Genomic DNA, 23,354 nt, shown 5'->3' on the forward strand with positions numbered 1-23,354 from the left:
AGTTATGAAAAAGAATTTTTATATAATAGCTGCTGCATTTTTTACTGTATTTGCTAGTAGCTGTAAGGACGATTTTTTAGAGAAGGAGCCAAACCAGCAGTTTTCTCCTGAACAAATTTCACGCGCATCTGATAAGGACCCCTCTTTGCTTACTGGTAGTATCAACGGCTTGTATGCTACTATGTATACCGCAGGATCAGGTGGTACTACTGGCCATGATGATTTCGGGCAGAAAGGATTTGATATCTTTAGTGATATGCTCGTTTCTGATATGGTTTTAGGTGGTGTGACATATGGTTGGTATTCTCCAATTGTAAGATACCAGGCCACAACAAATAACACTCAGAACAATGCATATCAGCCTTGGCGTTACTACTACCGCATTATTTTAGGTGCTAACACGGTAATGGATGCCTTAGGCGGTCAAGATGCAGAGTTAACTGATCCATCAAGACGTCATACAATGGGGCAAGCGAAGGCAATGCGTGCTTATGCTTACTTTTACTTAGCTCAATTCTATTCCACTGGTTATGGTGATGGCACAGAAAAGATTTTGCCAATCTATACTGATGCTACTATGCCTAATCAGCCTAAAAGCACGGCTGCAGAAGTCTATAAGCTTATCATTGATGACCTAACTGAGGCTGTTGTGTTGTTAGAAGACTTCAATAGATCTTCTAAAGACCAAGTTAACAAGAATGTAGCCAAAGGGCTCTTAGCGTATGCTTATGCAGCTAGAGGAACTCAAGAAGATCTTCAAAAAGTTGTTACGCTTACTGATGAGGTTATATCAACTTCTGGTCATACGATTATGAATGCATCAGCTGCTACTGGTACAGTCAATCCAGCAACTGGGGTGCGTGATCCTGCTGCAGGTTTCAATAACGTATCTAACAATAGTTGGATGTGGGGAGTAGACCTTACTATTGCTAACGGACTTGATCTTATTTCTTGGTGGGGACAGATTGATTTGTTCACTTATAGCTATGCATGGGCTGGTGATAAGAAGAGAATTGATAAAGGCCTTTATGATGCTATTCCAGTAACAGATACCAGGAAAGCACAGTTTACTACGAATGCCACGTATAATTTAATGCCAATCAACAAATTCTATGCTCCTGCTAGAGTAATTGGTGGACAAAGAACGATTGAGACAGATTATGTCTACATGCGTATAGAAGAGATGTATCTGTTAAATGCTGAGGCAAATGCTAGATTAAATCAAGAAGCTCCTGCTAAAGATAAGTTGAAGGCATTGTTAGCTAAAAGAATGGTTACAGCTGCTGATTATGCATATGTTGATCTTCTTACTGGCAAAGCTTTAGAGGATGAAATTTACTTACAGACCCGGATTGAGTTGTGGGGAGAAGGCAAAGCCTATTTAGCCATGAAGCGAAACAAGAGAACTATAACCAGGGGTTCTAATCACGTGTATGATGCTGGTAAGTCTTTTGCTTGGGATTCGGATGAATTAACTTTCCCTATACCACAAGCTGAAGTGATTAATAATCCTGTACTTAACCAATAGATCAATAAGTTGGAATTCTATTCAATAAGAGTTTAACTTACTTTTTATTTCAACAAAAAGGGTCATTCTGTAAAAGAATGGCCCTTTTTGTTAATTCATAATTGGTTTTTATTCTAAATTAGGGAATCTAGTGTAAGACTGCTTGGTACTAAAATTTGTAGAGCAAATGCTAAATTGATTAACATACTTCGCATATAATATTGCAAAGTTGTTAGAATTAGCAATTAGTAATTTATTTGGGTGCAATCTTGCTTATGCTCTTATTTGCGTTCACTTTCTAAAAAGATAAAATCATTACTCCTTAAGTATTTTGTTAAATGATCTAAGCTTTTATCTGCCAGAAATTCAAATATTGCTCAGAGGGTACAATGCTGAAGATTATATATATATATATATATATATATATATATCAAACGGCTTTTCGATCAGTAAGCTTCCTAAATCATATATTACACTTGAAGAGTTTATTTAGTAGATCAACTAGAAACAAAATTTTAAAGTATTACTGTTACTAAACCAACCAAAAAAAATCTATATTCTGTTCAGAACTAATTAATTATATTTTTTGGTGTTTTTTACAATTCAGGTCAAATACAAAATATTATCGTCTCTGGATTTCAGAATGCTCCAAGGTGCTCTATTTTTTTAAGGACACATCCAATTATAATACTCATTTTGCCCCTTATCACCAGTTTAGAATAGAGAGTTGGTGAATAGGATAATACTTATCCTTTAACTTTTGCCAACCATTTAGTTTCTATAATGACCTGCCTTCCGCTGAGACAGAACTGTTCTAAATCGGCAGTATTGTTACAGCAATGAATGGAGAGGCCCCAAGGTGTCGATTAGAGAGGCTTCCAGGAATTCTGAGGTGATTCATTGTTTCAAAGCTAACCCTTACTCCAATCATGATAGTGGAGTCTTCTATAATCGCCTTTCCCAGACATTTAATCTTTTCGCCTTTTTTATGCAAAATGGACCGAAAACAGCCAATCTAAAGGTGAAATTTAAGAAAGGCTTACTCCATGTTTATAGGTCCTGCTATTTTAGTAGGACCTTATCTGTCATTGTAATAAGTGGTGATGCTTTGGTAGTGCTGTGGTTGGAAGTGGCTCAGAAAAGGATGGTTTGAGTGTTTATCCTTAAAGTTGCTTGAGAGTCTTTTTAGGTAATATTTTATATATATGAAATAGGGTATGTCATAAGCCACTTCAAGAGAAATAAGATTTGTTTGTGTGTTTGAAGAATTTTATTATGGCGTGGTTTTTTGAAGTTTTGTTTATGACGCTCCAAGAAAATAAATTGAAAATTATTTATAGCAACTCAGGAAAATAAAAATTGAAATATTTTCAAAGAAAGACTAGCTCTGTTTAATAATATCTTAAATTTTTTTATGTTGATAAACAGATTTTATAAAATCAAAAATAATCATCTTGATACAAGCTTTAAAAGAGATTATTGGGGCAGTTAGTTGAGTGAAAACTAATGAAAAATAGAATGTTAAGAATTTGTTAAAGTACCTTTTAAGCATATATTTGATTATCGAACAAAATTTTATCTCTACAAACAAACCAAAAAACACATGAAGAAAGCTTTACTATTCAGTTTTGCTTTGTTGCTGATGCTTGTGACTCAAGCATGGGCTCAAACCAGGACTGTAAAAGGACGAGTGACTGACGCAAAGACAGGTGAGGGAATGCCTGGCGTGACAGTACAACTCAAAGGATCAACTACCGCTGCCCCAACGGATCTGAACGGGGCTTATGTACTGAATGTGCCTGATGAAGGAGGTACTCTAGTATTTTCTTTCATTGGTTACACAAACCAGGAAAGCGTAATTGGAACCCAAACAACTATCAATGTAAGGTTAGGACTTGACTCGCGGCAACTATCAGAGGTTGTGGTAACTGGTTATGGAGCGGTGCAAGACAAGCGTGAGATCACCGGTGCTATTGCTACGGTAAAAGGTTCTGAGATTGAAAGTTTGCCAACTCAAACTTTTGATAAAGCCTTACAAGGACGTGCAGCAGGTGTACAGGTAGTATCTAGTGGTGGTCAACCAGGGGGTGGTATCACTGTTAATATCAGGGGTACGGCTACTATTAACGGAAGTACTCAGCCATTGTACATCATTGACGGGGTGCAGGTTAGTCCAGGCGGATTGTCTGGTCAGACATCGGCAAACGTACTGTCATCCATAAACCCTTCTGACATTGAATCAATTGAGATCTTGAAAGATGCTGCTGCAGCTTCTATCTACGGGTCACAAGCTGGTAACGGGGTTGTGATAGTTACCACCAAACGTGGTAAATCTGGCGCAACAAGAGTTAAGGTATCTGCTCAGTATGGTGTTTCAGAGGCTTATAACCCTTATGAAATCTTAAATGCAGAAGAGTGGTTCATGCTTAGAGCAGAAGCATTTGGAAACTATGAGCAACGTGTTGGCGGTAACTACGCTGATGGTGTTACCGCAGCCATTGATGAGTACTATGCCGGAACTCTTCCACTTCCAGGTCAATTTCCTTCTTACAACTGGGTTGAAGCTATCCAGCAGAGAGGTAAGCTCCAGGAGTATAACTTATCCTTAAACGGTGGAGATGACAGAACCCGCTTTTTCGTTTCTGGCTCATTCAATAAGACCGAAGGAACTGTTCTAAACTCTTCATTCACCAGAGGAACGGTAAGAGCAAACTTAGACCATAAGTTGAACAACAAGTTTTCTCTTGAGTCTACTATTGGCTTAACTGCTTCACAGGCTGTGGGACCGTCTACAAACGCGGGCTTCTTTACAAACGGTGCTTTCACCGGTGGTTTATTTACCGCTCCTTTGAACCCTATCTATAATGAAGATGGAACATTCAATACCTCATTGGTAGGTACTTCTTTGAACATCGTGCAAAATATTGTTCGTGAAGACCGTCAGGGAGACATCGTGCAGTCTGTAAGTAACATGGCGTTCAACTATGACATCTTACCTGGTCTACGGGCCAGAGTTTTGGGTGGTATAGATTTTTCTGATGTGAAAGACCGTAACTATCGCCCGGGCGATATCCCTGTAGGAGCAAGTGTTGGAGGTTCGGCTTCTGAAATCTTCAGAAGAAACATCAACTGGACAACTCAAGCTACTGTAAACTACAATAAGAAATTTGCTGAAGTCCACAATATTGGCGCTTTGGTAGGTTTTGAATACCGTTCAGTTGATAACACTACTATCTCTGCCGCTGGCCAAGGTTTTGCCAGCCCATTGCTTAAGCTAGTAGGTAGTGCTGCAACTCCAACTACTGCGGCGTCTTCTTTTACCGGCTATAAGCAAGCTGGTTTCTTCGGGAACTTCAAGTACGATTACAAAACCAAATATTTAGGTAGCGTTACCGTGCGTTATGATGGTTCATCTAGATTTGGTGCCAGCAACAAATATGGTCTGTTCTATGGTGTATCTGGAGGATGGAGAGTAACTGGTGAGGAATTCATGCAAGGTGTTACTTTCTTGGATGATCTTAAACTGAGAGCTAGCTATGGTGTAGTAGGGGTGCAGCCACAAGACAACTTTGGAGCACTTGGCCTATTTGGTAACGGTGGACAATACGCAAACAATCCTGGTTTAAGACCTATCCAGTTAGAGAATCCTAACTTGAAATGGGAGGAGTCTGCTCAAATCAACTTGGGCTTAGACTTTGCCATGTTCCGTAACAGATTCACAGGAGCCGTAGATGTGTTCCGTAAAAAGAACACCAACTTGATCTTGTCAAGACAGCTTCCTACTGACTCTGGTTATGGATCTATTCTTGAGAATGCAGGATCTGCCCAATCAGAAGGAGTTGAACTTCAATTGAACACCATCAACGTTGACAAAGGTGGTTTCACTTGGTCAACTGGTTTTAACATCAGTTTCTTAAGAACTGAGTTGCTCGCCTTGAATGAAGGCAGAACTACCTTGAACACCAATCAATATGAAGTTGGTAGAGCACTTAACCTTATCTATACCTACCAGTGGGCTGGCGTAAACCCAGCAGATGGTAGACCAATGTATTATGATAAGAATGGTAACATCACTTATTCACCTAAGACCGATGACAGAAGAGTAGTTGGTGATCAAAACCCAGCTTTCTTTGGTGGTTTCTCTAACAACTTCTCTTACAAAGGCCTTTCCTTGGACGTGCTTTTCCAATATCAGTATGGAAATGAGTCTTATTTGCAAGCTGCACAGGTGTTAGAGTGGGCCGGTTCAGGAACAGATAACCAAGTGAGAAGCCAATTGCAAAGATGGACTACACCAGGTCAGATAACCAGTGTTCCTCGTCCATTTGATGGTGGTGAAGAGCCAGGTGGATATGATTTCACAAACCTTTCTTCAAGATTTGTAGAAGATGCTGCCTACATCCGTTTAAAGCAAATTACTTTAAACTACAAGTTGCCTACAGTTCTTATCCAGAGAGCTAAATTCAGTGGAGCAAGTGTATTTGTTCAAGCACTTAACCTGGCAACTTTCACTAATTACAGAGGTGATGATCCAGAAAACACTGGAAACAACTTGAATGCCTATCCAAATCCAAGAACAATCACAGGCGGTATCACCTTAGAATTTTAATCGCTAATTCATCATGAAGAAGAAAATAATCGCACTTTCTATACTTGCAGGCTTATCTTTTCAAGCGTGTGAGGATATAGTGGAGGTGGAGCCAGAGACCTCTTTGGCCACTTCTACCGCCCTGTCTACTCTGGGAAGCTACAGAGCTGTATTAACCTCTGCCTACGATAGAATCCAGTCCTTTACCTATTGGGGTAGAGACATGGCCTTATTAGGTGATGCACTGTCAGATAACATCTTTACAGAAACATCACAAGCCAGTGGTCGCTACACCGGAGTAAACAGAAACACCAGAAGCTCTCATTTTGGAATCTGGGGAACTGCTTACGGTACCATCAATGATTTGAATACCATCATTGCAAATATTGATAACCTAAGCGTTGGTTCTTCTGAAGAACCCGGTAAGGCTCAAGTAAAAGCACAGGCTTTAGCATTAAGAGCTATGGTGTACTTTGACTTGGCGCGTATCTATGGGTACGAACCAAACAACATTCCAGCGTCTGGTACTGGGGCAGGCTTTGACAAAAGCGTAGTCTTAAGGTTAGTGCCTACCAATACACCCGCAGAGGCAACCATGACTCCGCGGTCTACGGTGACAGAAGTTTATACCCAAATAGAAACCGACCTGAAAGCTGCCATTCCAGTTTTGAATGCCGCTGAAACATCTGGTGCTAGGTATAACATGAACAAAGGAGCTGCCCATGCCTTACTAGGAAAGGTCTATCTGTACTGGGAGAAATATGCAGAAGCAGAGGAGCAGTTGAAACTTGCTTTAGCTAATACCAACGCTACCCTTGCTCCAAATATCGTAGCTGCTTTTAACACCGTTCCTAACCCAGAGTCTTTGTTTGAATTGAATTTCGTTCAGGCGACAGAAGTAGCAGGGGTATTAGGGGTGAATGACAGCCCTTTTACTTACACCCAACCAAACGGAAGAAACACACCTCTTTCTGGAACGGCTAACGTGTCTACTTATGGTGGTCAAACTCCGGCTGCAGAACTACTGGCTCTATTTGGTTTAGATCCTACCCTTTCTAATCAGGCTACTGTTGTTGATGTAAGAAAGAACTGGTTCTTCAGAAGTGCCTCTTCCACATCTGGTAACGTGACCTATACTTGGACAAACAAGTATAGTGCTGCCAATGGATCCTATACAGATAACATAAAGATCATCAGATATGCAGATGTTCTTTTAATGTTAGCAGAAGCTCATGTGATGCAGGGTAAATTGGCAGATGCAGTTGCATTGTTAACAACTTTGAAAACCAGCAGAAACTCAGAAGCCCTTATTCCTGCTACTCAGGGTGATTTGTTTCAGTATATCAAAGACGAGAGAAGAAGAGAGTTGTTCTTTGAGGGGCACAGATGGTTTGACCTGAAGCGTTGGGGTGAAGGTATCAGTAAACCGGCAGCTACTGCGGTAGGCTTGATAGCACCAGAAGATTACAGAATCTTAGCACCAATCCCAACCGGCGAAGTGACTTTGAACCCAAGTCTTCCTCAAAACCCAGGTTATTAATTCAACAGACATTAACAATGAGAAAAATATTTAGATACGCATTCTTACTTATAGCTGGGACTTTTCTTCTGGCCGGTTGCTTGCCAGAAGAGGGTGAAGAGGCTTTGAAGTACCAAGGACCTTCAGTGGTTGAGTTTAAAAACCAGACCCTAGGAAAACTGACTTCTGTTTTACGTGGAGAAGGAGTGTTAACTGTTCCGGCAGCAAACGTTCAGACTGACACTTCCAGATTTATCACTCCTACAGCCTACGCTTTTACTAGTGCGGCTGGAACTAGAACTACTTTCAGTGCCAGAGCAGTTGACAGTGTACTGGTTCAGTTAGTTGGTCCTCAAAGCAGCACCGAAACAGTTCTTAATTTTGAGGTGCTGCCTACCAGTACTGCAGTTCAGGGAACTGACTATACGTTGGACCCTAGCAATGCAAATGGGAGAGTGGTAATTCCTGCGAACAAGTCACAAGGTTATATCTTGATCAGACCAATTGCAGGAGGAAGCGCACCAGGAACTACAAGACGTATCATTCTGCACTTAACTGGTAACGAGGCTTTAAAAGCTTCACCAAATTATGATACATTCTACGTTTCTATTTATCAACCAACCGTAGCGCAACAGCAATAAGGTTCGTGAATAGAATTTAAAAAGAAGGCTACCCAATTGGGTAGCCTTCTTTTTTTACCCTATACCAGAGTGGAGCATAATAGCGGTTATTCTCGCCTTAGTTAGTTTAGATAACCGCGCAATGGTAGTTCGGCATTGGTAAACTATTCTAAACCCTAACGATTGTTCCGTTACTACATCCAAGGCTTTGTAAGCTGACAAAAATTCATAGACCTAGCTGCCCAACTAAGGCCGCTGTTTTTTTGTTACAGGGAAGCCTGATACTCTTCTGAAAACCTAGAAAGTAATAATCTTTGACCTAAATTGTCATTGCAAAATAGAGTACAACCAGAAATAAGCATGATCAGGAATCTGAATAGAATTTTAACGCTGTCTGCCTTTGGGGGAGTCCTTTTCGTTTCGGGGGCGTTTTTTGGGAAACAGGCCCAAATGGAGAAGATTACGGTTCCCATGGTGCAGAGCGCCCAGCAACTGCTCGGCCTCAACTTCAAGCCCGCGCAACTGGATACTGCCCTGGCCGAGTTAACTGATCTCCGGAAAAGCTACGGCCGGTTGAGGGAAGCCAAATTGGACAACAGCGTGCCACCGGCCCTTATGTTCAACCCTTTGCCTGTGGGGTTCAAATTTGAGAAAGAGTCAAAGACTTTTAAGGCCTCGGATGCTGGTAAAGTGAGTTTGCCGGCTAATCAAGAGGAGCTGGCTTTCTATACGGTGCGGGAGTTGGCTGAGCTGGTGCGCACGAAGAAAATTTCCTCAGTGGAACTGACCAGGTTCTTTTTAGCCCGATTAAAGAAATATGACACCAAACTGCACTGCGTCACCTCACTCACCGAGGAACTGGCCTTGCAGCAGGCTCAGCAAGCCGATGCCGAAATTAAGGCCGGCAAGTACAAAGGATTGCTGCACGGCATTCCGTACGGCGTGAAAGATCTGCTGAGCACCAAAGGCTATAAAACCACGTGGGGTTCGGTGCCCTACAAAGACCAAGTCATAGACGAAGACGCTACCGTAGTGCAGAAACTACGCGAAGCCGGGGCTGTGTTGGTGGCCAAGACTACTTTAGGCGAACTGGCCATGGGCGATGTGTGGTACGGCGGCAAGACCAGAACTCCCTGGGACCTTAACCGCGGCTCGAGCGGATCCTCCGCGGGATCGGCGTCTGCGGTAGCGGCGGGTCTGCTTCCGTTCGCCATCGGCACCGAGACGTTGGGTTCTATTGTGTCTCCGTCTACGGCTTGCGGTACCACAGGTCTGAGGCCCACTTACGGACGGGTGAGCCGCCACGGCGCTATGGCGTTGAGCTGGTCCATGGATAAGATCGGGCCTATTGCCAGATCGGTGGAGGATTGCGCCATCGTGTTCAATGCCATCTACGGGCCAGACGGCAAAGACCAATCGGTGTATGAGACGCCGTTCAATTATTCTCCCAGCATCAATGTGAAAAAATTGCGCATCGGCTACCTCAAGAGCGACTTCGACAGAGACTACGGGTTCAAAACCCAGGACCAGGCCACGTTAGAGGCTTTAAGGAAAGCCGGTCACGAACTGATCCCTATGGAACTGCCTAAACTGCCGGTGAATGACTTGGTCATGACCATCTCGGTGGAAGGCGCCGCCGCTTTTGAGCAGATTACCCTTAACGGGAAAGTAGACCAGATGGTGAACCAAGACCGAAACGCCTGGCCCAACACATTTCGGAGTGCTCGGTTTATCCCGGCGGTGGAGTACCTGCAGGCGCAACGGGTACGCTACCAACTAATCCAAGAGATGGACAAGCTCATGCAGAAAGTAGACGTGTACGTGTCTCCGTCCCTCGGCGGAAGCAACCTAGTGGTAACCAACCTCACGGGCCATCCTTGCGTGGTGATCCCTAACGGTTTCACAAACCAAAACCGGCCAACCACCATCACGTTCATCGGGAAACTTTTTGGCGAGGCAGAGCTGCTGGCCTTTGTGAAAGCATATCAGGATAAAACAGATTTCCACAAGAAGCATCCTTCCATCGCTCTTTAAAGAAATCCGGAACCAAGTTTACTAAGATGCCTCCGGCTGTTTTCGCTCTGTTTTGTGAAAAAGGTAGCAGAAACAGCCTGAGGATAGTTTCTGATTTTGGGAGGTTTTATGCCCCCAGTAAAAACTTCAATTGTAATTCATTTTCCAGAAAACAAGCTGAAAATGCACACATTCACCAGATCCCTTGTAGTAGGGACCCTAACTTTATTCTCTTTTCTGCAGAGCCAGGCCCAGACCAGGCCTATGCTCACTGTGGATAAAATCATGCAGGATCCGGCCCAATGGATCGGGACCTCGCCCAGCAATATCTACTGGTCAGACAACGGAAAGCAGGTCTACTTCCAGTGGAACCCCGAGAAAGCCCGGCGCGACTCGCTGTACACGGTGCAGGCGGGCAGCGAGAAAGTGAGCAAAGTGTCGGCGACGGACCGGAAGAAGCTGTTCACTCCGGGAGGCGTCTTTAACCAGAAACGCACGATGCGGTTGTACGAGCGCGGCGGCGACCTCTTCTTGATGAACGTCAAGGACGGTAAGCTGCGGCAACTCACCAAGACTGTGGAGCGCGAATCATCACCGGCGTTTGCCTTTGATGAGCAGGAAATCACCTACGTAAAGGACGGCAATCTCTACGCTTGGAACCTGGCCAGCGGCCAGACCCGGCAACTCACCGACTTCAGGAAAGGCAGAAAGCCCGTGGATCCCGAACTGGTGAAAGACAAGCAGGACCGTTTTCTGCAGGCGCAGCAAGTGGAGTTATTGCAGATCATCCAGAAGCGGGAAGAAGAGCGCCGGCAACAACGCCTCGCGCAGAAGGAAACGGCTAGGAATCGGCCTAAGGAAATCTACATCGAGGATAAATCGGTGGACAATATCATCCTCAGCCCCGATGAGCGGTTCATCTCTTACCGCTTGGTGACCAGACCGGCCAACGGGAAGATTGCGCAGGTGCCCAACTACGTGACATCCTCGGGCTACACCGAGGAGATTCCCACCCGTTCCAAGGTAGGCGATGACCAGGCCACGTATGAACTGGGGCTCTATGACACTCGGCTGGATACGACCTACCTGGTCTCTTTCAAATCCTTGCCCGGCATCCAGGACAAACCCGGGTACCTCAAAGACCAGAAGCAATCCAAAGCTGATTCTGCGCGGGCTGCTGCCGAGGTTAGAAAAGTCATGATGTTCGGGCCATATTATTCCCCGGATGGTAAGAAATCGGTGCTGGTGGCCAGATCCCACGACAACAAAGACCGCTGGATCATGGCCTTCGACCCGACTACTCGCGCACTAAAAGTGCTGGACCGACTGCATGACGAGGCTTGGATCAACGGCTACGGCTCCGGCGAGATTGGCTGGATGCCTGACAGCGAGAACGTGTGGTTTGTGTCTGAAGAAAGCGGTTACGCCCACCTGTACACCGTCAACACCACCACGAATAAGAAAACGGCCTTGACCAGCGGTAAGTTTGAGGTGCTCAACCTGCAGATGTCCCAGGATAAGAAGTATTGGTACCTCACCACAAACCAGGTACACCCGGGAGAGCAGCATTTCTACCGTATGCCTCTGAAAGGTGGCAAGATGGAGCAGATCACTCGCATGACGGGTGGGCACGAGGTGACCATGTCTCCGGACGAGAAGAACCTGGCCATCCGCTATTCCTATTCCAACAAGCCCTGGGAACTGTACCTCATGGAGAACAAGCCCGGCGCCAAGCCGGTGCAGATCACCAAATCAACTACGGCGGAGTTCAACGCCTATCCTTGGCGCGAGCCGGAGGTGATCACCTTCAAAGCTGCGGACGGAGCCGATGTACATGCCCGGGTGTATAAGCCAGAGAACGCGAGGGCAAGTGGTCCGGCAGTGATTTTTGTGCACGGCGCAGGATACCTGCAGAATGCCCACAAGTGGTGGAGCACTTACTTCAGAGAATACATGTTCCACAACCTTTTGGTGGACAAAGGCTATACCGTGCTGGACATTGACTACCGTGGCAGCGCAGGCTACGGCCGTGATTGGCGGACCGGCATCTACCGGCACATGGGCGGGAAAGACCTCAGCGACCACGTCGATGGTGCCAAAATGCTGGTAGAGAAATACAAAGTGGACCCTAAGCGCATTGGGATCTACGGCGGTTCTTACGGTGGTTTCATCACGCTCATGGCCATGTTCACCCAGCCCGATGTTTTTGCCGCTGGCGCCGCCCTGCGGTCCGTGACAGACTGGGCGCACTACAACCACGGCTATACTTCTAACATTCTTAACGAGCCGCAGAATGACAGCCTGGCCTATGTGCGTAGTTCACCCATCTACTTCGCCGAAGGCTTGAAAGGTGCCCTGCTTATGTGTCACGGCATGGTAGACACCAACGTGCATTTTCAGGACATCGTGCGGTTGTCGCAGCGCCTGATTGAACTGAAGAAAGAGAACTGGGAATTAGCCGTCTACCCGATTGAAGACCACGGTTTCGTAGAACCCAGCAGCTGGACGGATGAATACAAACGTATCCTGAAGCTGTTTGAAACCAATTTGAACCCATCGGCCCCTAAATAGTATCTGCTCTTAAAACAGGAAAGCCAGCCTCCTTAGAGACTGGCTTTCCTGTTTTACAGGCGTTTTATAGAAAATAGCCTAAAAACGTTTAGTAAAGGCTACTCCTTGCATGGACTCGCCTAGAAGTCGCTCGGTGGCTGGGACTAATCGCCAACTAGTTTCGCGGCTTCTTTTATGGAGTTCCGGTACCAGAATACCAATGCCCGCCCCAACGGCGTAGCCCACCAAATTGTCGCTTAGGAAATGCTTGCCGGCTTTCAGCCGCAGATAGCCCACCGTAGCCGGATAAGCCGCTGCCACTCCCCATACTACTGGCCTCCATGGAGAATCTGGGTGCAGGTCATGGAAGACCTTGGCAGTGAAAAAAGCCACGCTGGCAGTAGCTGCCGTGTGCCCCGCAAAAAACGAGTTCTCGGCGTACTTGTGCAGACGTTCCTCCAGCGGGGCATCCGTCGCGTAGACGTTGGGCCTCTTCCGGTTGGTGAGTCCGGCCGTCAGCGCGTACACTCCTCCGGCCAATGAAACGGTCTCGGCGTAGAGAAAGAAGATGTCTTTGGCCTGCGGGGCTGCTTCTTTATCTGCCAGGAAAAGCAACGGCACAAAGTAGGAGGTATAGAAGAAGACATCACTGGCGTCTTTGGCTTTCTGGCTGAAATTTCCCGCGGCCCATCGGTCAAACTTGTTCACCTGGCTTTTGTCGATGTTCCTCAGGTCTTCTTGGGTGAGCTGTCTTTTGTTGCTGAGCAGGAGAGAGCCGGTCACCGACATGGTCACGCCGCCGGCGGTGATGAGCCCGTCGCGGAGCAGGTCTGTGTGGTATAGGCGTTCCTGGCTCTGGGCCTGCACCGGGCCTGCAGCAAACTGCAGCAGCGCCACAAGTACCAACAGGTACCGGTATGGAAGAAGCAGCTGGTTCATCAGAATTTATATTGAAGGCTTACTCCGTCCAGGTTCTGCCCAAGTACCGGAATCACGCTGGGTGAGATGGAGAGCCCGCTGTTCTTCTTATGCAGTTGCGGTACCAGAATGCCTACGGCGGCACCCACGCCGTAGCCTACCAGGTTGTCGCTGAGGAAGTGCTTGCCGGCTTCTAGGCGCAGGTAGCCCACTGCGGCAGGCACGATGGCCGCTCCGGCCCACACAAACGGACGAGCCGGTGAGTCTGGGTTATAGTCATGGAATACCTTAGCGGTGAAGAAAGAGATGGTGGAAACCGCCGCCGTATGGCCGGCAAAGAACGAATTCTGGGAGTTGGCTCGGGTTAATTCTCCTATCGGTACATCAACCCTGTTTTTACTATAGGTCAATGGCCGTGCCCTTGGAAAAGCGGCGGAGGCCATGGTGAAAATGGTGCCGGTAACAGCCATGGTTTCAACGTACAATGCCGCCAACTGTCCCGCGTTACCACTTATCTCGGGATCAAAAAGCAATAGGGCTGGGGCCGCCAGAGAACCGTAGAGCATCACGTCACTTACCTTCTTGGCGCTGGCGCTATGATTACCCGCCGCGAAACGGTCAAAGCTGTTAACGTCTGCCTTATTTAAATTTTCAGCTTCTGCCTGGGTGAACGGCTCTTTCTGTTGCATCAGGTACAGGCCTAATCCGCTTAAACCCATACCTGCTACAGTAACGGGGGCATCTACCTTGAAAGAGGTTTTGTAAGGTGATTCTGATTGGGCAAAGGTCTGGGTGAACGTGAAAATGCTTATGATAAGAGTAAACAGGTTCCTTTTCATAGTAGAGGACGATGGAGTGGTTTGGATTATAAGATGTTTCTGAAACGAGAGGAGGTTTAAAAGGTTTCTGTGGCGGAAACCAAGACATCTAAAGTTGGGGAACTCCGTTTTCGGGCTGTTTTCTTTAAACCAGGGCAAAAGCAGAAACTTGAAGAGGAAAAAAGAAAATGGAGGTAGAACGCCGCATTTACGAAGCAAGGTTTTTGCATCTTCGCCAATTAAGCTAAATTTGCCTCTTGCGGACCAAGTACCGGATGTACTTTGATTACATTTGGTACGGGTCTGTCTTATCTTAGAAACTATACCTTATAGAATGCCTTATCTTTTTACATCTGAGTCGGTATCGGAAGGACATCCGGATAAAGTAGCCGATCAAATCTCTGACGCTCTGTTAGACGAGTTCCTGAAACAAGATCCACAGTCCAAAGTAGCCTGCGAAACCTTGGTAACTACCGGTCTGGTGGTGCTTAGCGGCGAGGTGAAATCAGACGCATACGTTGACGTGCAGAAGGTAGCCCGCGAGGTGATCCGTCGCATTGGGTATACCAAGTCAGAGTATAAGTTTGATGCCGAGGCCTGCGGGGTGATCTCTACCATCCATGAGCAATCCGGCGATATCAACCAGGGCGTGGAGCGCGAGAACCCAGAGGATCAGGGCGCTGGTGATCAGGGCATGATGTTCGGGTACGCTACCAGCGAAACCGACAGCTACATGCCGTTGGCCCTTGAGATCTCTCACCTGCTCTTGAAAGAACTGGCTGCTGTGCGGAAGGAAGGCAAAGAAATGACCTACCTGCGCCCCGATGCCAAGTCTCAGGTGACCATCCGTTACTCAGACAACCACGTGCCGGAGAAGATTGACACCGTGGTGATCTCTACCCAGCATGATGAGTTTGAAAGCTCAGATGCCAATGACCGAGCTGCCTCTAAACAGGCCGAGGAGAAGATGGTGGCTAAAATCAAAGAAGATGTGCTGAACATTCTGCTGCCAAGGGTAAAAAGCCATTTGCCACAGCGCACGGCAGACCTGTTCACCGATGACATTACCTACCACATCAATCCAACCGGTAAATTCGTAATCGGTGGTCCGCACGGTGATACCGGCTTAACGGGCCGTAAGATCATTGTAGATACCTACGGAGGCAAAGGCGCTCACGGCGGAGGAGCGTTCTCAGGAAAAGACTCTTCCAAAGTAGACCGTTCCGCGGCCTATGCCGCCCGCCACATTGCTAAGAACCTGGTAGCCGCCGGAGTGGCAGACCAAGTATTGGTGCAGGTTGCCTACGCTATCGGCGTAGCCGAGCCAGTTGGCTTATACGTGACCACTTACGGAACCACCAAAGTGAAAGGCGCCAACGGCGAGGTAATGACCGACGGGGAGATCGCCAACAAGGTGAACGAGTTGTTTGAGATGCGTCCTTATGACATCGTACAGCGTTTCGGGCTGCAGAACCCAATCTTCTCAGAAACTGCTGCTTACGGACACATGGGCCGTGAATCTGGCGTGAAGAGCGTTACCTACCAGGTAAACGGCAAAGCCGAGACGAGAGAGTTCGAGACCTTTACCTGGGAAAAATTAGACTACGTTGATAAAATCAAAGCTGCCTTCAATCTATAAGATTGCGTTTAGCACCTGTTTTAACGAAAAGAGCCCCAAAACGGGGCTCTTTTTATTTATAGGATGTCTCTTCTTAATGAGTGGCCAATTTGTCTTTGTACCTGATGAGCTGCTTTTTGAGATCTTCTACGGCTTTGTCTGTGGCAGTCTCAAAAGTACCCGCTTCCTCTGAGCAGTATAGCGTAGCGCCCGGAACGAAGATTTTCACCTCCACTAATTTATTGTCATGTGACTCTGGCTTCTGCACACGCAGAGCAACTTCGCCACTTACTATTCTGTCAAAAAAGGTATCTAACTTGTCAAGTTTTCTCTGAAGGAAATCTAACAGACTTTGGTCTGCGGTGAAGTGTACAGATCGGATTTGCAGTTTCATAGTTTACTTCTTTAGGGTGTTACGAATCAAGCTTTGGGGTGAGCTTTCTCAAAGACGGCTTTGAGCTTCTCAATTGAATTATGGGTGTAGACCTGCGTGGCCGCCAGGCTGGCGTGTCCCAGCAAGTCTTTGATGGCGCCCAGATCTGCCCCTCGGTTGAGTAGATGGGTAGCAAAAGAGTGACGGAGTACGTGCGGACTGTTTTTAATGGCAGTTGACACAGAACTCATGTACTTTTTCACCACCCGGTATACATACTTGGGGTAGAGAGGTGCCTCTTTATCCGTAACGAAGAGAAAAGGAGAATTGTTTTTGGGAAAAGTAGCCTTCCGTTCCTGCAAATAAACGGTGAGGGCTTGGACCAGAGAAGGGTTCAGGGGCAAGATGCGTTCCTTGTTTCCTTTGCCTAATACCTTCAACGTGCTGGAAGAGAGATTGATATCCTCTAGCTTCAGGTTGGTAAGTTCGGCCAGGCGCATGCCCGTGCCATAGAGCAATTCCAGGATGAGTTTTTCCCGCTGGCCTTTAAAATCAGTTGAGAATTCGCTGTGGTCCAGCAATTGGGTAAAGGCATCCTCGGGAATGAAGGCCGGGAGCTTTTTGGCCAATTTAGGGGCTTTGATGCGAACCGTTGGATTCACCTCAAGTACTCCGCGTTGTACCAGGAACCTGAAAAAGGAGCGCAGAGAGGCAACTTTACGGTGAATGGTGCGGCTGTCCAGTTCCTTCTGGACCAAGGTCACCACCCAGGACCTGATGATAGCGTGGTCTGCCGCCTGAATGTCCTCCAGGTCATATACCTCCTGCAGGTACTCTTTGAACTGCTGAAGATCTGTCTGGTACGAGGTGATGGTATGCGGGCTGAAGCGCTTCTCGTACTGGAGGTACTTAAAAAATAATTCCATAAATCAGTAAGTAGCCGCTGGTAGGCGGTACGCACTAATTTATGGAATTACCACGTAAATTCTAAGGATAAAGCCTAGTAGTTGTCGTTAGCGAACAACTGTTGCTTATAGATAGCTCTTTCTTTCTGCTTTCTTTTAGCAACAGAAGGCTTCTGGAAGAAAGTTCTGGCACGCAGTTGCTTCAGTACGCCAGTTCTTTCAAATTTCTTTTTGAATCTCTTTAAGGCTTTGTCTACAGACTCGTTATCCTTTACGTTGATGATGATCATATAATAGATTGATTTTAAAGTCAATTGTTTTAAGGAGTGCAAAGATATTGACAAATCTATTGACAGTCAATACCTATTCCCTAATTATTTTAATACTGATCTTGAGATAACAAGTTTCTGGATTTCTGAGGTACCCTCCCCAATGGTGCAAAGTTTGGCATCACGGTAGTATTTCTCCGCCGGATAATCCTTTGTATAGCCATACCCACCGAAAATCTGCACTGCTTCATTTGCCACCCTTACGCTTACCTCTGAGGCATAAAGCTTCGCCATAGCAGATTCCTTGTTCACGTTTTCGCCCCGGTTTTTCATATCAGCCGCTCTATAGGTCAGCAGGGACGCTGCCTCTATCTCAGTGGCCATATCGGCTATTTTAAAAGCGATACCTTGGAACTGCGCAATGGGTTTGTTGAATTGCTGGCGTTCTTTTGCATAGGCTAACGCCGCCTCATAAGCTCCTTGGGCAATTCCCAAGCTCAGAGCCGCAATGGAGATGCGGCCGCCGTCCAGTACTTTCATGGACTGGATAAACCCTTCGCCTACTTCGCCCAAGATATTTTCGTGCGGTACGCGGCAGTCTTCAAAGATTAACTCCGTGGTTTCTGAGGCGCGCATGCCCAGTTTATCCTCTTTGCGACCCGCTGAGAAACCTTCGGTTGGTTTTTCTATAACGAAAGCAGTCATCCCATGAGAATCACCCACTTCGCCAGTTCTGGCAATAACTACGGCAATGTTGCTGGATTTACCGTGGGTGATAAAGTTCTTCGCGCCATTTAAAACCCAATGGTCGCCGTCTCTTACCGCAACTGTGCGCATGTTTCCAGCATCTGATCCGGTATTGGGTTCCGTAAGTCCCCACGCGCCAATCCACTCGGCGGTAGCAAGTTTGGGAAGCCATTTCCGTTTCTGCTCCTCATTTCCAAACTGAAGGATGTGCCCAGTGCACAAAGAGTTATGGGCAGCCATGGAAAGACCAATGGACCCGTCAATCTTTGATAATTCTGCAATGGCAGTCACATACTCCAGGTACCCGAAGCCAGATCCGCCGTATTCCTGTGGTACCAACACGCCCATGAGTCCTAATTCGCCCAACTGCTTGAAAACCTGGATTGGGAACTCCTGCGATTCATCCCACTTCATCATGTCAGGTTTGATGGACCTTACGCCAAAATCACGGATCATATCAGAAATCATTTGCTGGTTCTCGTTGTAGATAAGTTGCATTTGGGTATATGTTATCTTTTTAGTCTTGTTTTTATAAAAGTAACATAAAAACTCTATCCTACCTAACGTATGTTAGTGTTTCTGGTTTTTAACTGTGGGAAATGTCAATCCTTAAGATTGAAGGGGTTGTATAAGCAGTTTTCCATCTTAAGTTTAGGGTGCCTGCAATTTTTATATAAACTTTTTTGCTGAAAAAAGGCTGTTTAGTTGATAAAGTGTTTTTGAAGTAGACCTATTCCTTTATCCAGGATTTTGGCGTAGCCATTACTTTTGCCTTACTTTGTAGTTGGATTTGTCTGTGCCTAACTTAAGTAAGGTGCAGATGTTTAATTTAAATTTTAGACCCTTCCTGTATAGGTATGCTTTTTGCTTTCCGCAAACCAATTTTCTATCTCCTTCTTTTGATCGGGATTTCGCAACTCAGTTCCTGTAATGTCTATCGTCAGAACGTAATGTTCAGAACGGAAGGAGACGTGAACGCTGACCTGCTCCGTGCCTCTACAGCTGAAGCTGGAAGAAATTATAAAATCCAGCCCAACGACGTCCTGAATATTCGGATTTATACGAACAAAGGTGAGATTTTGGTAGACCCTAACAACTTCTTGCGGCAGGAATTAACTCAGACGGGAAATAGCGGAGGACGGAGTGTTTCATCCCAACAGAACAATCAAAAAGAGCAACAGGAATACACGGTTTTGCCCAATGGTGAAGTGAAGGTTCCTATGATTGGTTTTGTGCCGGTGCAGGGGCTAACTGTTTCTCAAGCCGATAGCCTATTCCAAAGCAGATTTGAAACTTATTACAGAGACACCTATGTTTATTCACAAGTAATCAGTAGAAGGGTAGTAGTGCTTGGTGCCACAGGGGGAAGAGTGGTTCCCCTTTCAAATGAAAATATCAACGTGGTGGAGGTTTTGGCTCTGGCTGGTGGTATCCCAGAAAACGGAAAAGCTCAAAATATAAGATTGATACGGGATGTTGCTTCAGGGAGACCTATTGTGCATGTCATAGATCTTTCCACTATAGCGGGTTTGCAGCGGGCAAGTCTCAAAGTTCAGCCTAATGATGTCATTTACGTGGAACCAGTGCGACGGGTATTTAATGAATCCTTGCGGGATGTTTTAACAGTGGTGGGGGCTCTTTCAAATGTGCTTACCTCTTATATCGTTATCCGGAATATAATCAATTAAGGTCAAAGTAATTTCATGAGCGTAAAAACAGTCAATGATCTGGATGAACTGGATCATCGTTTGGGAGGTGTGGAAGATGAAGAGGATGACGGAGGGACAAGCATAGATTTTGTTACCCTTCTGCATGTAGTACGGCGCAGCATTCCTTGGGTGTTACTGCTTGTTTTGTTAGGAGGCTCAGCCTCTTATCTTTATTTAAGATATACCAAAAAAGTATATGAGTCTTCCTCCACTATCAAGTTAGATGAGCAGTCTGAGGCGGGTGTGCTTGGACTGGAGAATAATGGTCTTACAGTAGAGTCTGGTGTTGGAAAACTCCAAGGAGAAGTTGACCTGATTAAGTCTAATATTGTATATGAAAGACTGAAGAAAACAATGCCTCTGCAGGTGAGTTACCATGTGGAGGCACGGGTGCTAGATGCTGAATTGTATAAAGACAGTCCGTTTGAAGTAAGTTACGACTCTACAAACTTTGATGTATATGATCAAAAAATATACGTAAAGTTTGAATCCCCTAGCAAATTCGACGTTTATGTAGGTGAAGAAGGAAGCCATACTTCGCATATTGTTGGTGTTCCGTTTAAATTTTCCGGTAGTACCCTTACTGTCAATCCTTCCTCTTCCTTCACTACTTCTAATGTTGGAGAAACCTATTACTTTATAGTTCATAGTAATCAGGCCCTGAAAGGATACATAGACAATAACCTAACCACAGCTATATTAAATCCGGAGTCTAAAACTATTCAGATTTCATTTAAAGACTTTAACCGGTACAAAGCACACGATATCGTTAACAATATTGACGCTGTTTATTTGCAGCACAAGATTGAGCGAAGCAACCAGGCTAGTAGACAAACCCTTAGTTTCTTAAATGATCAGTTGAAGGAAACAGAAGACAGTCTTCGAAAGGCTGAGAACGATATTGAAAGGTTTGTAAGACAGACCAAGTCTTATGATATCAAGTCTAATTTGCAGGAAGCACTTGGCCAAGTTCAAGAACTAGAAAAAGAAAAGCTGGAGCTCCGGTTCCAATTATCGCTTCTGAACACCATTCAGGCAAAGGTTCAGAGGAATGAAGATTTAGGGATGGTAGTTTCCGGTCTCCAAGGACAGGGAAATCAAGATCCTGAACTAGCCGAACAATTAACAGAATTGAGCGATCTGCAGGCTCGCCTAAGAACTGTTAGGTTGACCAGCAGAGGAAATACCACTGCGGATAATGCTTTAGAAGAAAAACTAGCGTTTTCCCAAAATAGGATTGCTGGAATCCTAAATAGTAGCAGAGCGCTGGTCCAAACAAAGATCCAGAACATTGACAGAAACCAGTCAGAGCTTACTGGCAAAATCTTACAGGCACCTTCTCAGGAAACGGAGCGGGCGAGGCTAGAGCGTATATTTGGACTTTATGAAAGCTTCTTTACGCAAATCCTGAATAAAAGAGTGGAGTATGGAATCGCCATGGCAGGCACTACCCCAGATTTCCAGATCTTATCTCCTGCCAACCTTCCTGATGAGTCTAGCCCTATTTCTCCTAACAGGCTTATCATCTATGCTATAGGTATTGCTGGAGGGTTATTCTTAGGTGTGGGTTTGATTGCCACCCGGTATCTGATGCATGATACTGTCACCAATGTTCGTGAATTGGAACGCAATATATCTGTTCCGGTACTTGGGGTTGTGCCCTCTTATGACAAGCAGAAGATGCCATTTTCTAAGCTGGTGGTGAACCATAACCCTAAGTCTGCATTAAGTGAGTCTATTCGTTCTATAAGGACGAACCTAGAGTTTATGAGTGCTTCCAAGAAGAAAAGGATTATTTCTGTTACCTCCACAATTAGTGGAGAGGGAAAAACTTTTGTAGCAGTTAATTTAGGAGGAATAATTTCAATGTCTGGGTTGAAAGTAGTTGTCCTTGACTTAGATATGCGCAAACCTAAGGTGCATATTGCCTTAGATGGAGATAATAGCAAAGGAATGAGCACGATTCTCATAGACAAACATACCGTCTTTGAAAGTGTGCAAAAGACTTCCATAATTGACCTCGATTTTATATCTGCAGGACCTATGCCCCCAAATCCGTCTGAGTTGATTATGAGCAGCCGTTTTGATGCTGTTTTAGAGGAATTGTATCAGCTCTATGATATAATCTTAATTGATAGCCCTCCAGTTGGTTTGGTAACAGACGGAGTGTTAATTATGCGTAAAGCAGATATTCCACTTTACATTATACGGGCTAATTACTCTAAAAAAGCTTTCTTGAAAGGTATTGATAAAGTGGTGCGGACAAACCACCTTTCTAACATGGCGGCCATCTTAAATGATGTGAGCGGGGCCAATATGTACGGTTATGGTTATGGCTATGGGTACGGATATGGTTATGGGTACGGGCAGGGGTACTACGATGAGGAAGTAAAACCTACTTTTGGAAGCAAATTGAAGTCTATTTTCAAATAGATATATGTGGGGTAGTCTTCGTAAACTCTGGGGTAAGAGTGAGACTGCTGCCTCTTCTTTTGCTGATCTATTTGCCGATATGCACTCGCATCTACTCCCGGGGTTAGATGACGGAGCTGCAACCTTGGAAGATTCTATGCAGCTTCTTGAAGGCCTATCCGCGTTGGGCTTCAAGAAGCTTTGCATGACGCCCCATATTATGGGCGATTTTTATAAAAACACCCCAGAATCTATCAAGGCTAAGCTACAGGAACTCCAAGAGGCGGCGAATGCAAGAGGCTTTGGGGTAGCGCTTTCCTGTGCGGCAGAGTATTACCTAGATGAATGGTTTTCCGCCAAGCTGGAAAAAGGAGAGGAACTCCTGACTTTTGGGGGAGACCGTAAGTTTCTGCTGATTGAGACCTCCTATATGAACGAGCCATCGCATCTGCGGCAGGTGATTTTTGCGACTCAGGCTGCGGGTTATGCCCCTGTTTTAGCACACCCAGAAAGATACACCTACTTTTATGGAAGAATGGAGAACCTATTATCTTTAAGGGAGACGGGGGTGCTGTTTCAGATTAACACTAACTCCTTGACTGGTTATTATTCTAAACAGGCCAAAGAGGTAGCCCGCCAGCTCATAAAAAGAAAAGCCGTTGAGTTTTTAGGGACGGATACACACTCGATGAAGCATATAAAGGTCTTGGAACGGGTAGTACATGAACCTTTGTTTCAGGAAGCGATTAAATTACCCCTCCTAAATACCACGCTGTAACTTAATTCCA

General features: G+C 45.6%; 16 protein-coding genes. 10 read left to right on the forward strand and 6 right to left on the reverse strand.

The window, feature by feature from the left end:
* Positions 1 to 4 precede the first annotated feature (4 nt).
* The 6 genes from FOA19_RS17225 (at position 5) to FOA19_RS17250 (ending at position 12,818) form a co-directional block, all read left to right on the forward strand.
* The gene (locus FOA19_RS17225; RefSeq protein WP_149092104.1) at positions 5 to 1,528 is read left to right on the forward strand and encodes a RagB/SusD family nutrient uptake outer membrane protein; all 1,524 of its coding nucleotides are present in this window, start codon (positions 5 to 7) and stop codon (positions 1,526 to 1,528) included.
* Between the two features lie 1,582 nt (positions 1,529 to 3,110).
* Positions 3,111 to 6,116 carry a SusC/RagA family TonB-linked outer membrane protein gene (locus FOA19_RS17230; protein ID WP_149092105.1) on the forward strand — a complete coding sequence of 1,002 codons (3,006 nt, stop codon included), beginning with the start codon at positions 3,111 to 3,113 and terminating at the stop codon, positions 6,114 to 6,116.
* Positions 6,117 to 6,129: 13 nt separating this feature from the next.
* Positions 6,130 to 7,635, forward strand: a complete 1,506-nt coding sequence (locus FOA19_RS17235) for a RagB/SusD family nutrient uptake outer membrane protein (RefSeq protein ID WP_149092106.1) — start codon at positions 6,130 to 6,132, stop codon at positions 7,633 to 7,635.
* Between the two features lie 17 nt (positions 7,636 to 7,652).
* Entirely contained in the window at positions 7,653 to 8,255 is a 603-nt protein-coding gene (locus tag FOA19_RS17240; protein WP_149092107.1) for a hypothetical protein, read from the forward strand.
* A 429-nt stretch (positions 8,256 to 8,684) separates the two neighbouring features.
* Entirely contained in the window at positions 8,685 to 10,268 is a 1,584-nt protein-coding gene (locus FOA19_RS17245) for an amidase (RefSeq protein ID WP_223808964.1), read from the forward strand.
* 162 nt (positions 10,269 to 10,430) lie between these two features.
* Positions 10,431 to 12,818, forward strand: a complete 2,388-nt coding sequence (locus tag FOA19_RS17250) for a prolyl oligopeptidase family serine peptidase (RefSeq protein ID WP_149092109.1) — start codon at positions 10,431 to 10,433, stop codon at positions 12,816 to 12,818.
* 78 nt (positions 12,819 to 12,896) lie between these two features.
* On the opposite strand, the gene FOA19_RS17255 is transcribed toward FOA19_RS17250, so the two are convergent.
* Positions 12,897 to 13,736 carry a phosphatase PAP2 family protein gene (locus FOA19_RS17255; RefSeq protein WP_149092110.1) on the reverse strand — a complete coding sequence of 280 codons (840 nt, stop codon included), beginning with the start codon at positions 13,734 to 13,736 and terminating at the stop codon, positions 12,897 to 12,899.
* The gene (locus tag FOA19_RS17260) at positions 13,736 to 14,554 is read right to left on the reverse strand and encodes a phosphatase PAP2 family protein (protein WP_149092111.1); all 819 of its coding nucleotides are present in this window, start codon (positions 14,552 to 14,554) and stop codon (positions 13,736 to 13,738) included. Before FOA19_RS17260 ends, FOA19_RS17255 begins: the two co-directional genes overlap by 1 nt.
* A 313-nt stretch (positions 14,555 to 14,867) precedes the next feature.
* Here FOA19_RS17260 and metK point away from each other — a divergent pair, with 313 nt between their 5' ends.
* Entirely contained in the window at positions 14,868 to 16,172 is a 1,305-nt protein-coding gene (gene metK / locus FOA19_RS17265) for a methionine adenosyltransferase (protein ID WP_149092112.1), read from the forward strand.
* A 73-nt stretch (positions 16,173 to 16,245) separates the two neighbouring features.
* Here metK and hpf read toward each other — a convergent pair whose 3' ends face one another.
* The 4 genes from hpf to FOA19_RS17285 all read right to left on the reverse strand — a co-directional run bounded on the left by hpf (position 16,246) and on the right by FOA19_RS17285 (position 18,943).
* Positions 16,246 to 16,545 (reverse strand): ribosome hibernation-promoting factor, HPF/YfiA family, encoded by a 300-nt coding sequence (hpf, locus tag FOA19_RS17270; RefSeq protein WP_149092113.1) that lies wholly within the window; start codon positions 16,543 to 16,545, stop codon positions 16,246 to 16,248.
* A gap of 26 nt (positions 16,546 to 16,571) precedes the next feature.
* Positions 16,572 to 17,450, reverse strand: coding sequence for a tyrosine-type recombinase/integrase (locus tag FOA19_RS17275; RefSeq protein ID WP_149092114.1), 879 nt, complete (start codon positions 17,448 to 17,450; stop codon positions 16,572 to 16,574).
* Positions 17,451 to 17,524: 74 nt separating this feature from the next.
* On the reverse strand, positions 17,525 to 17,719 hold the full coding sequence (rpsU, locus tag FOA19_RS17280) for a 30S ribosomal protein S21 (RefSeq protein ID WP_149092115.1): 195 nt from the start codon (positions 17,717 to 17,719) through the stop codon (positions 17,525 to 17,527).
* An 84-nt stretch (positions 17,720 to 17,803) separates the two neighbouring features.
* Positions 17,804 to 18,943: an acyl-CoA dehydrogenase gene (locus FOA19_RS17285; protein WP_149092116.1), complete on the reverse strand. Its 1,140-nt coding sequence runs from the start codon at positions 18,941 to 18,943 to the stop codon at positions 17,804 to 17,806.
* A gap of 359 nt (positions 18,944 to 19,302) precedes the next feature.
* Here FOA19_RS17285 and FOA19_RS17290 point away from each other — a divergent pair, with 359 nt between their 5' ends.
* From FOA19_RS17290 to FOA19_RS17300, 3 genes are read left to right on the forward strand one after another with little or no spacing between them, the layout of a single operon-like run.
* A complete protein-coding gene (locus tag FOA19_RS17290; protein ID WP_149092117.1) occupies positions 19,303 to 20,133 on the forward strand; it encodes a polysaccharide biosynthesis/export family protein in 831 nt (276 codons plus the stop codon).
* Between the two features lie 15 nt (positions 20,134 to 20,148).
* Positions 20,149 to 22,587 carry a GumC family protein gene (locus FOA19_RS17295; RefSeq protein ID WP_149092118.1) on the forward strand — a complete coding sequence of 813 codons (2,439 nt, stop codon included), beginning with the start codon at positions 20,149 to 20,151 and terminating at the stop codon, positions 22,585 to 22,587.
* Between the two features lie 4 nt (positions 22,588 to 22,591).
* Positions 22,592 to 23,344 carry a tyrosine-protein phosphatase gene (locus FOA19_RS17300; RefSeq protein ID WP_149092119.1) on the forward strand — a complete coding sequence of 251 codons (753 nt, stop codon included), beginning with the start codon at positions 22,592 to 22,594 and terminating at the stop codon, positions 23,342 to 23,344.
* Positions 23,345 to 23,354 lie beyond the last annotated feature (10 nt).

It is taken from the genome of Rufibacter hautae, from assembly GCF_008271695.1.
GTDB classification, from domain to species: domain Bacteria; phylum Bacteroidota; class Bacteroidia; order Cytophagales; family Hymenobacteraceae; genus Nibribacter; species Nibribacter hautae.

What these genes read in the sequence shown, in the direction of transcription:
- FOA19_RS17225 (WP_149092104.1), top strand. Translation starts at nt 5, where the DNA reads ATGAAAAAGAATTTTTATATAATAGCTGCTGCATTTTTTACTGTATTT.
- FOA19_RS17230 (WP_149092105.1), top strand. Translation starts at nt 3,111, where the DNA reads ATGAAGAAAGCTTTACTATTCAGTTTTGCTTTGTTGCTGATGCTTGTG.
- FOA19_RS17235 (WP_149092106.1), top strand. Translation starts at nt 6,130, where the DNA reads ATGAAGAAGAAAATAATCGCACTTTCTATACTTGCAGGCTTATCTTTT.
- FOA19_RS17240 (WP_149092107.1), top strand. Translation starts at nt 7,653, where the DNA reads ATGAGAAAAATATTTAGATACGCATTCTTACTTATAGCTGGGACTTTT.
- FOA19_RS17245 (WP_223808964.1), top strand. Translation starts at nt 8,685, where the DNA reads ATGGAGAAGATTACGGTTCCCATGGTGCAGAGCGCCCAGCAACTGCTC.
- FOA19_RS17250 (WP_149092109.1), top strand. Translation starts at nt 10,431, where the DNA reads ATGCACACATTCACCAGATCCCTTGTAGTAGGGACCCTAACTTTATTC.
- FOA19_RS17255 (WP_149092110.1), bottom strand. Translation starts at nt 13,736, where the DNA reads ATGAACCAGCTGCTTCTTCCATACCGGTACCTGTTGGTACTTGTGGCG.
- FOA19_RS17260 (WP_149092111.1), bottom strand. Translation starts at nt 14,554, where the DNA reads ATGAAAAGGAACCTGTTTACTCTTATCATAAGCATTTTCACGTTCACC.
- metK (WP_149092112.1), top strand. Translation starts at nt 14,868, where the DNA reads ATGCCTTATCTTTTTACATCTGAGTCGGTATCGGAAGGACATCCGGAT.
- hpf (WP_149092113.1), bottom strand. Translation starts at nt 16,545, where the DNA reads ATGAAACTGCAAATCCGATCTGTACACTTCACCGCAGACCAAAGTCTG.
- FOA19_RS17275 (WP_149092114.1), bottom strand. Translation starts at nt 17,450, where the DNA reads ATGGAATTATTTTTTAAGTACCTCCAGTACGAGAAGCGCTTCAGCCCG.
- rpsU (WP_149092115.1), bottom strand. Translation starts at nt 17,719, where the DNA reads ATGATCATCATCAACGTAAAGGATAACGAGTCTGTAGACAAAGCCTTA.
- FOA19_RS17285 (WP_149092116.1), bottom strand. Translation starts at nt 18,943, where the DNA reads ATGCAACTTATCTACAACGAGAACCAGCAAATGATTTCTGATATGATC.
- FOA19_RS17290 (WP_149092117.1), top strand. Translation starts at nt 19,303, where the DNA reads ATGCTTTTTGCTTTCCGCAAACCAATTTTCTATCTCCTTCTTTTGATC.
- FOA19_RS17295 (WP_149092118.1), top strand. Translation starts at nt 20,149, where the DNA reads ATGAGCGTAAAAACAGTCAATGATCTGGATGAACTGGATCATCGTTTG.
- FOA19_RS17300 (WP_149092119.1), top strand. Translation starts at nt 22,592, where the DNA reads ATGTGGGGTAGTCTTCGTAAACTCTGGGGTAAGAGTGAGACTGCTGCC.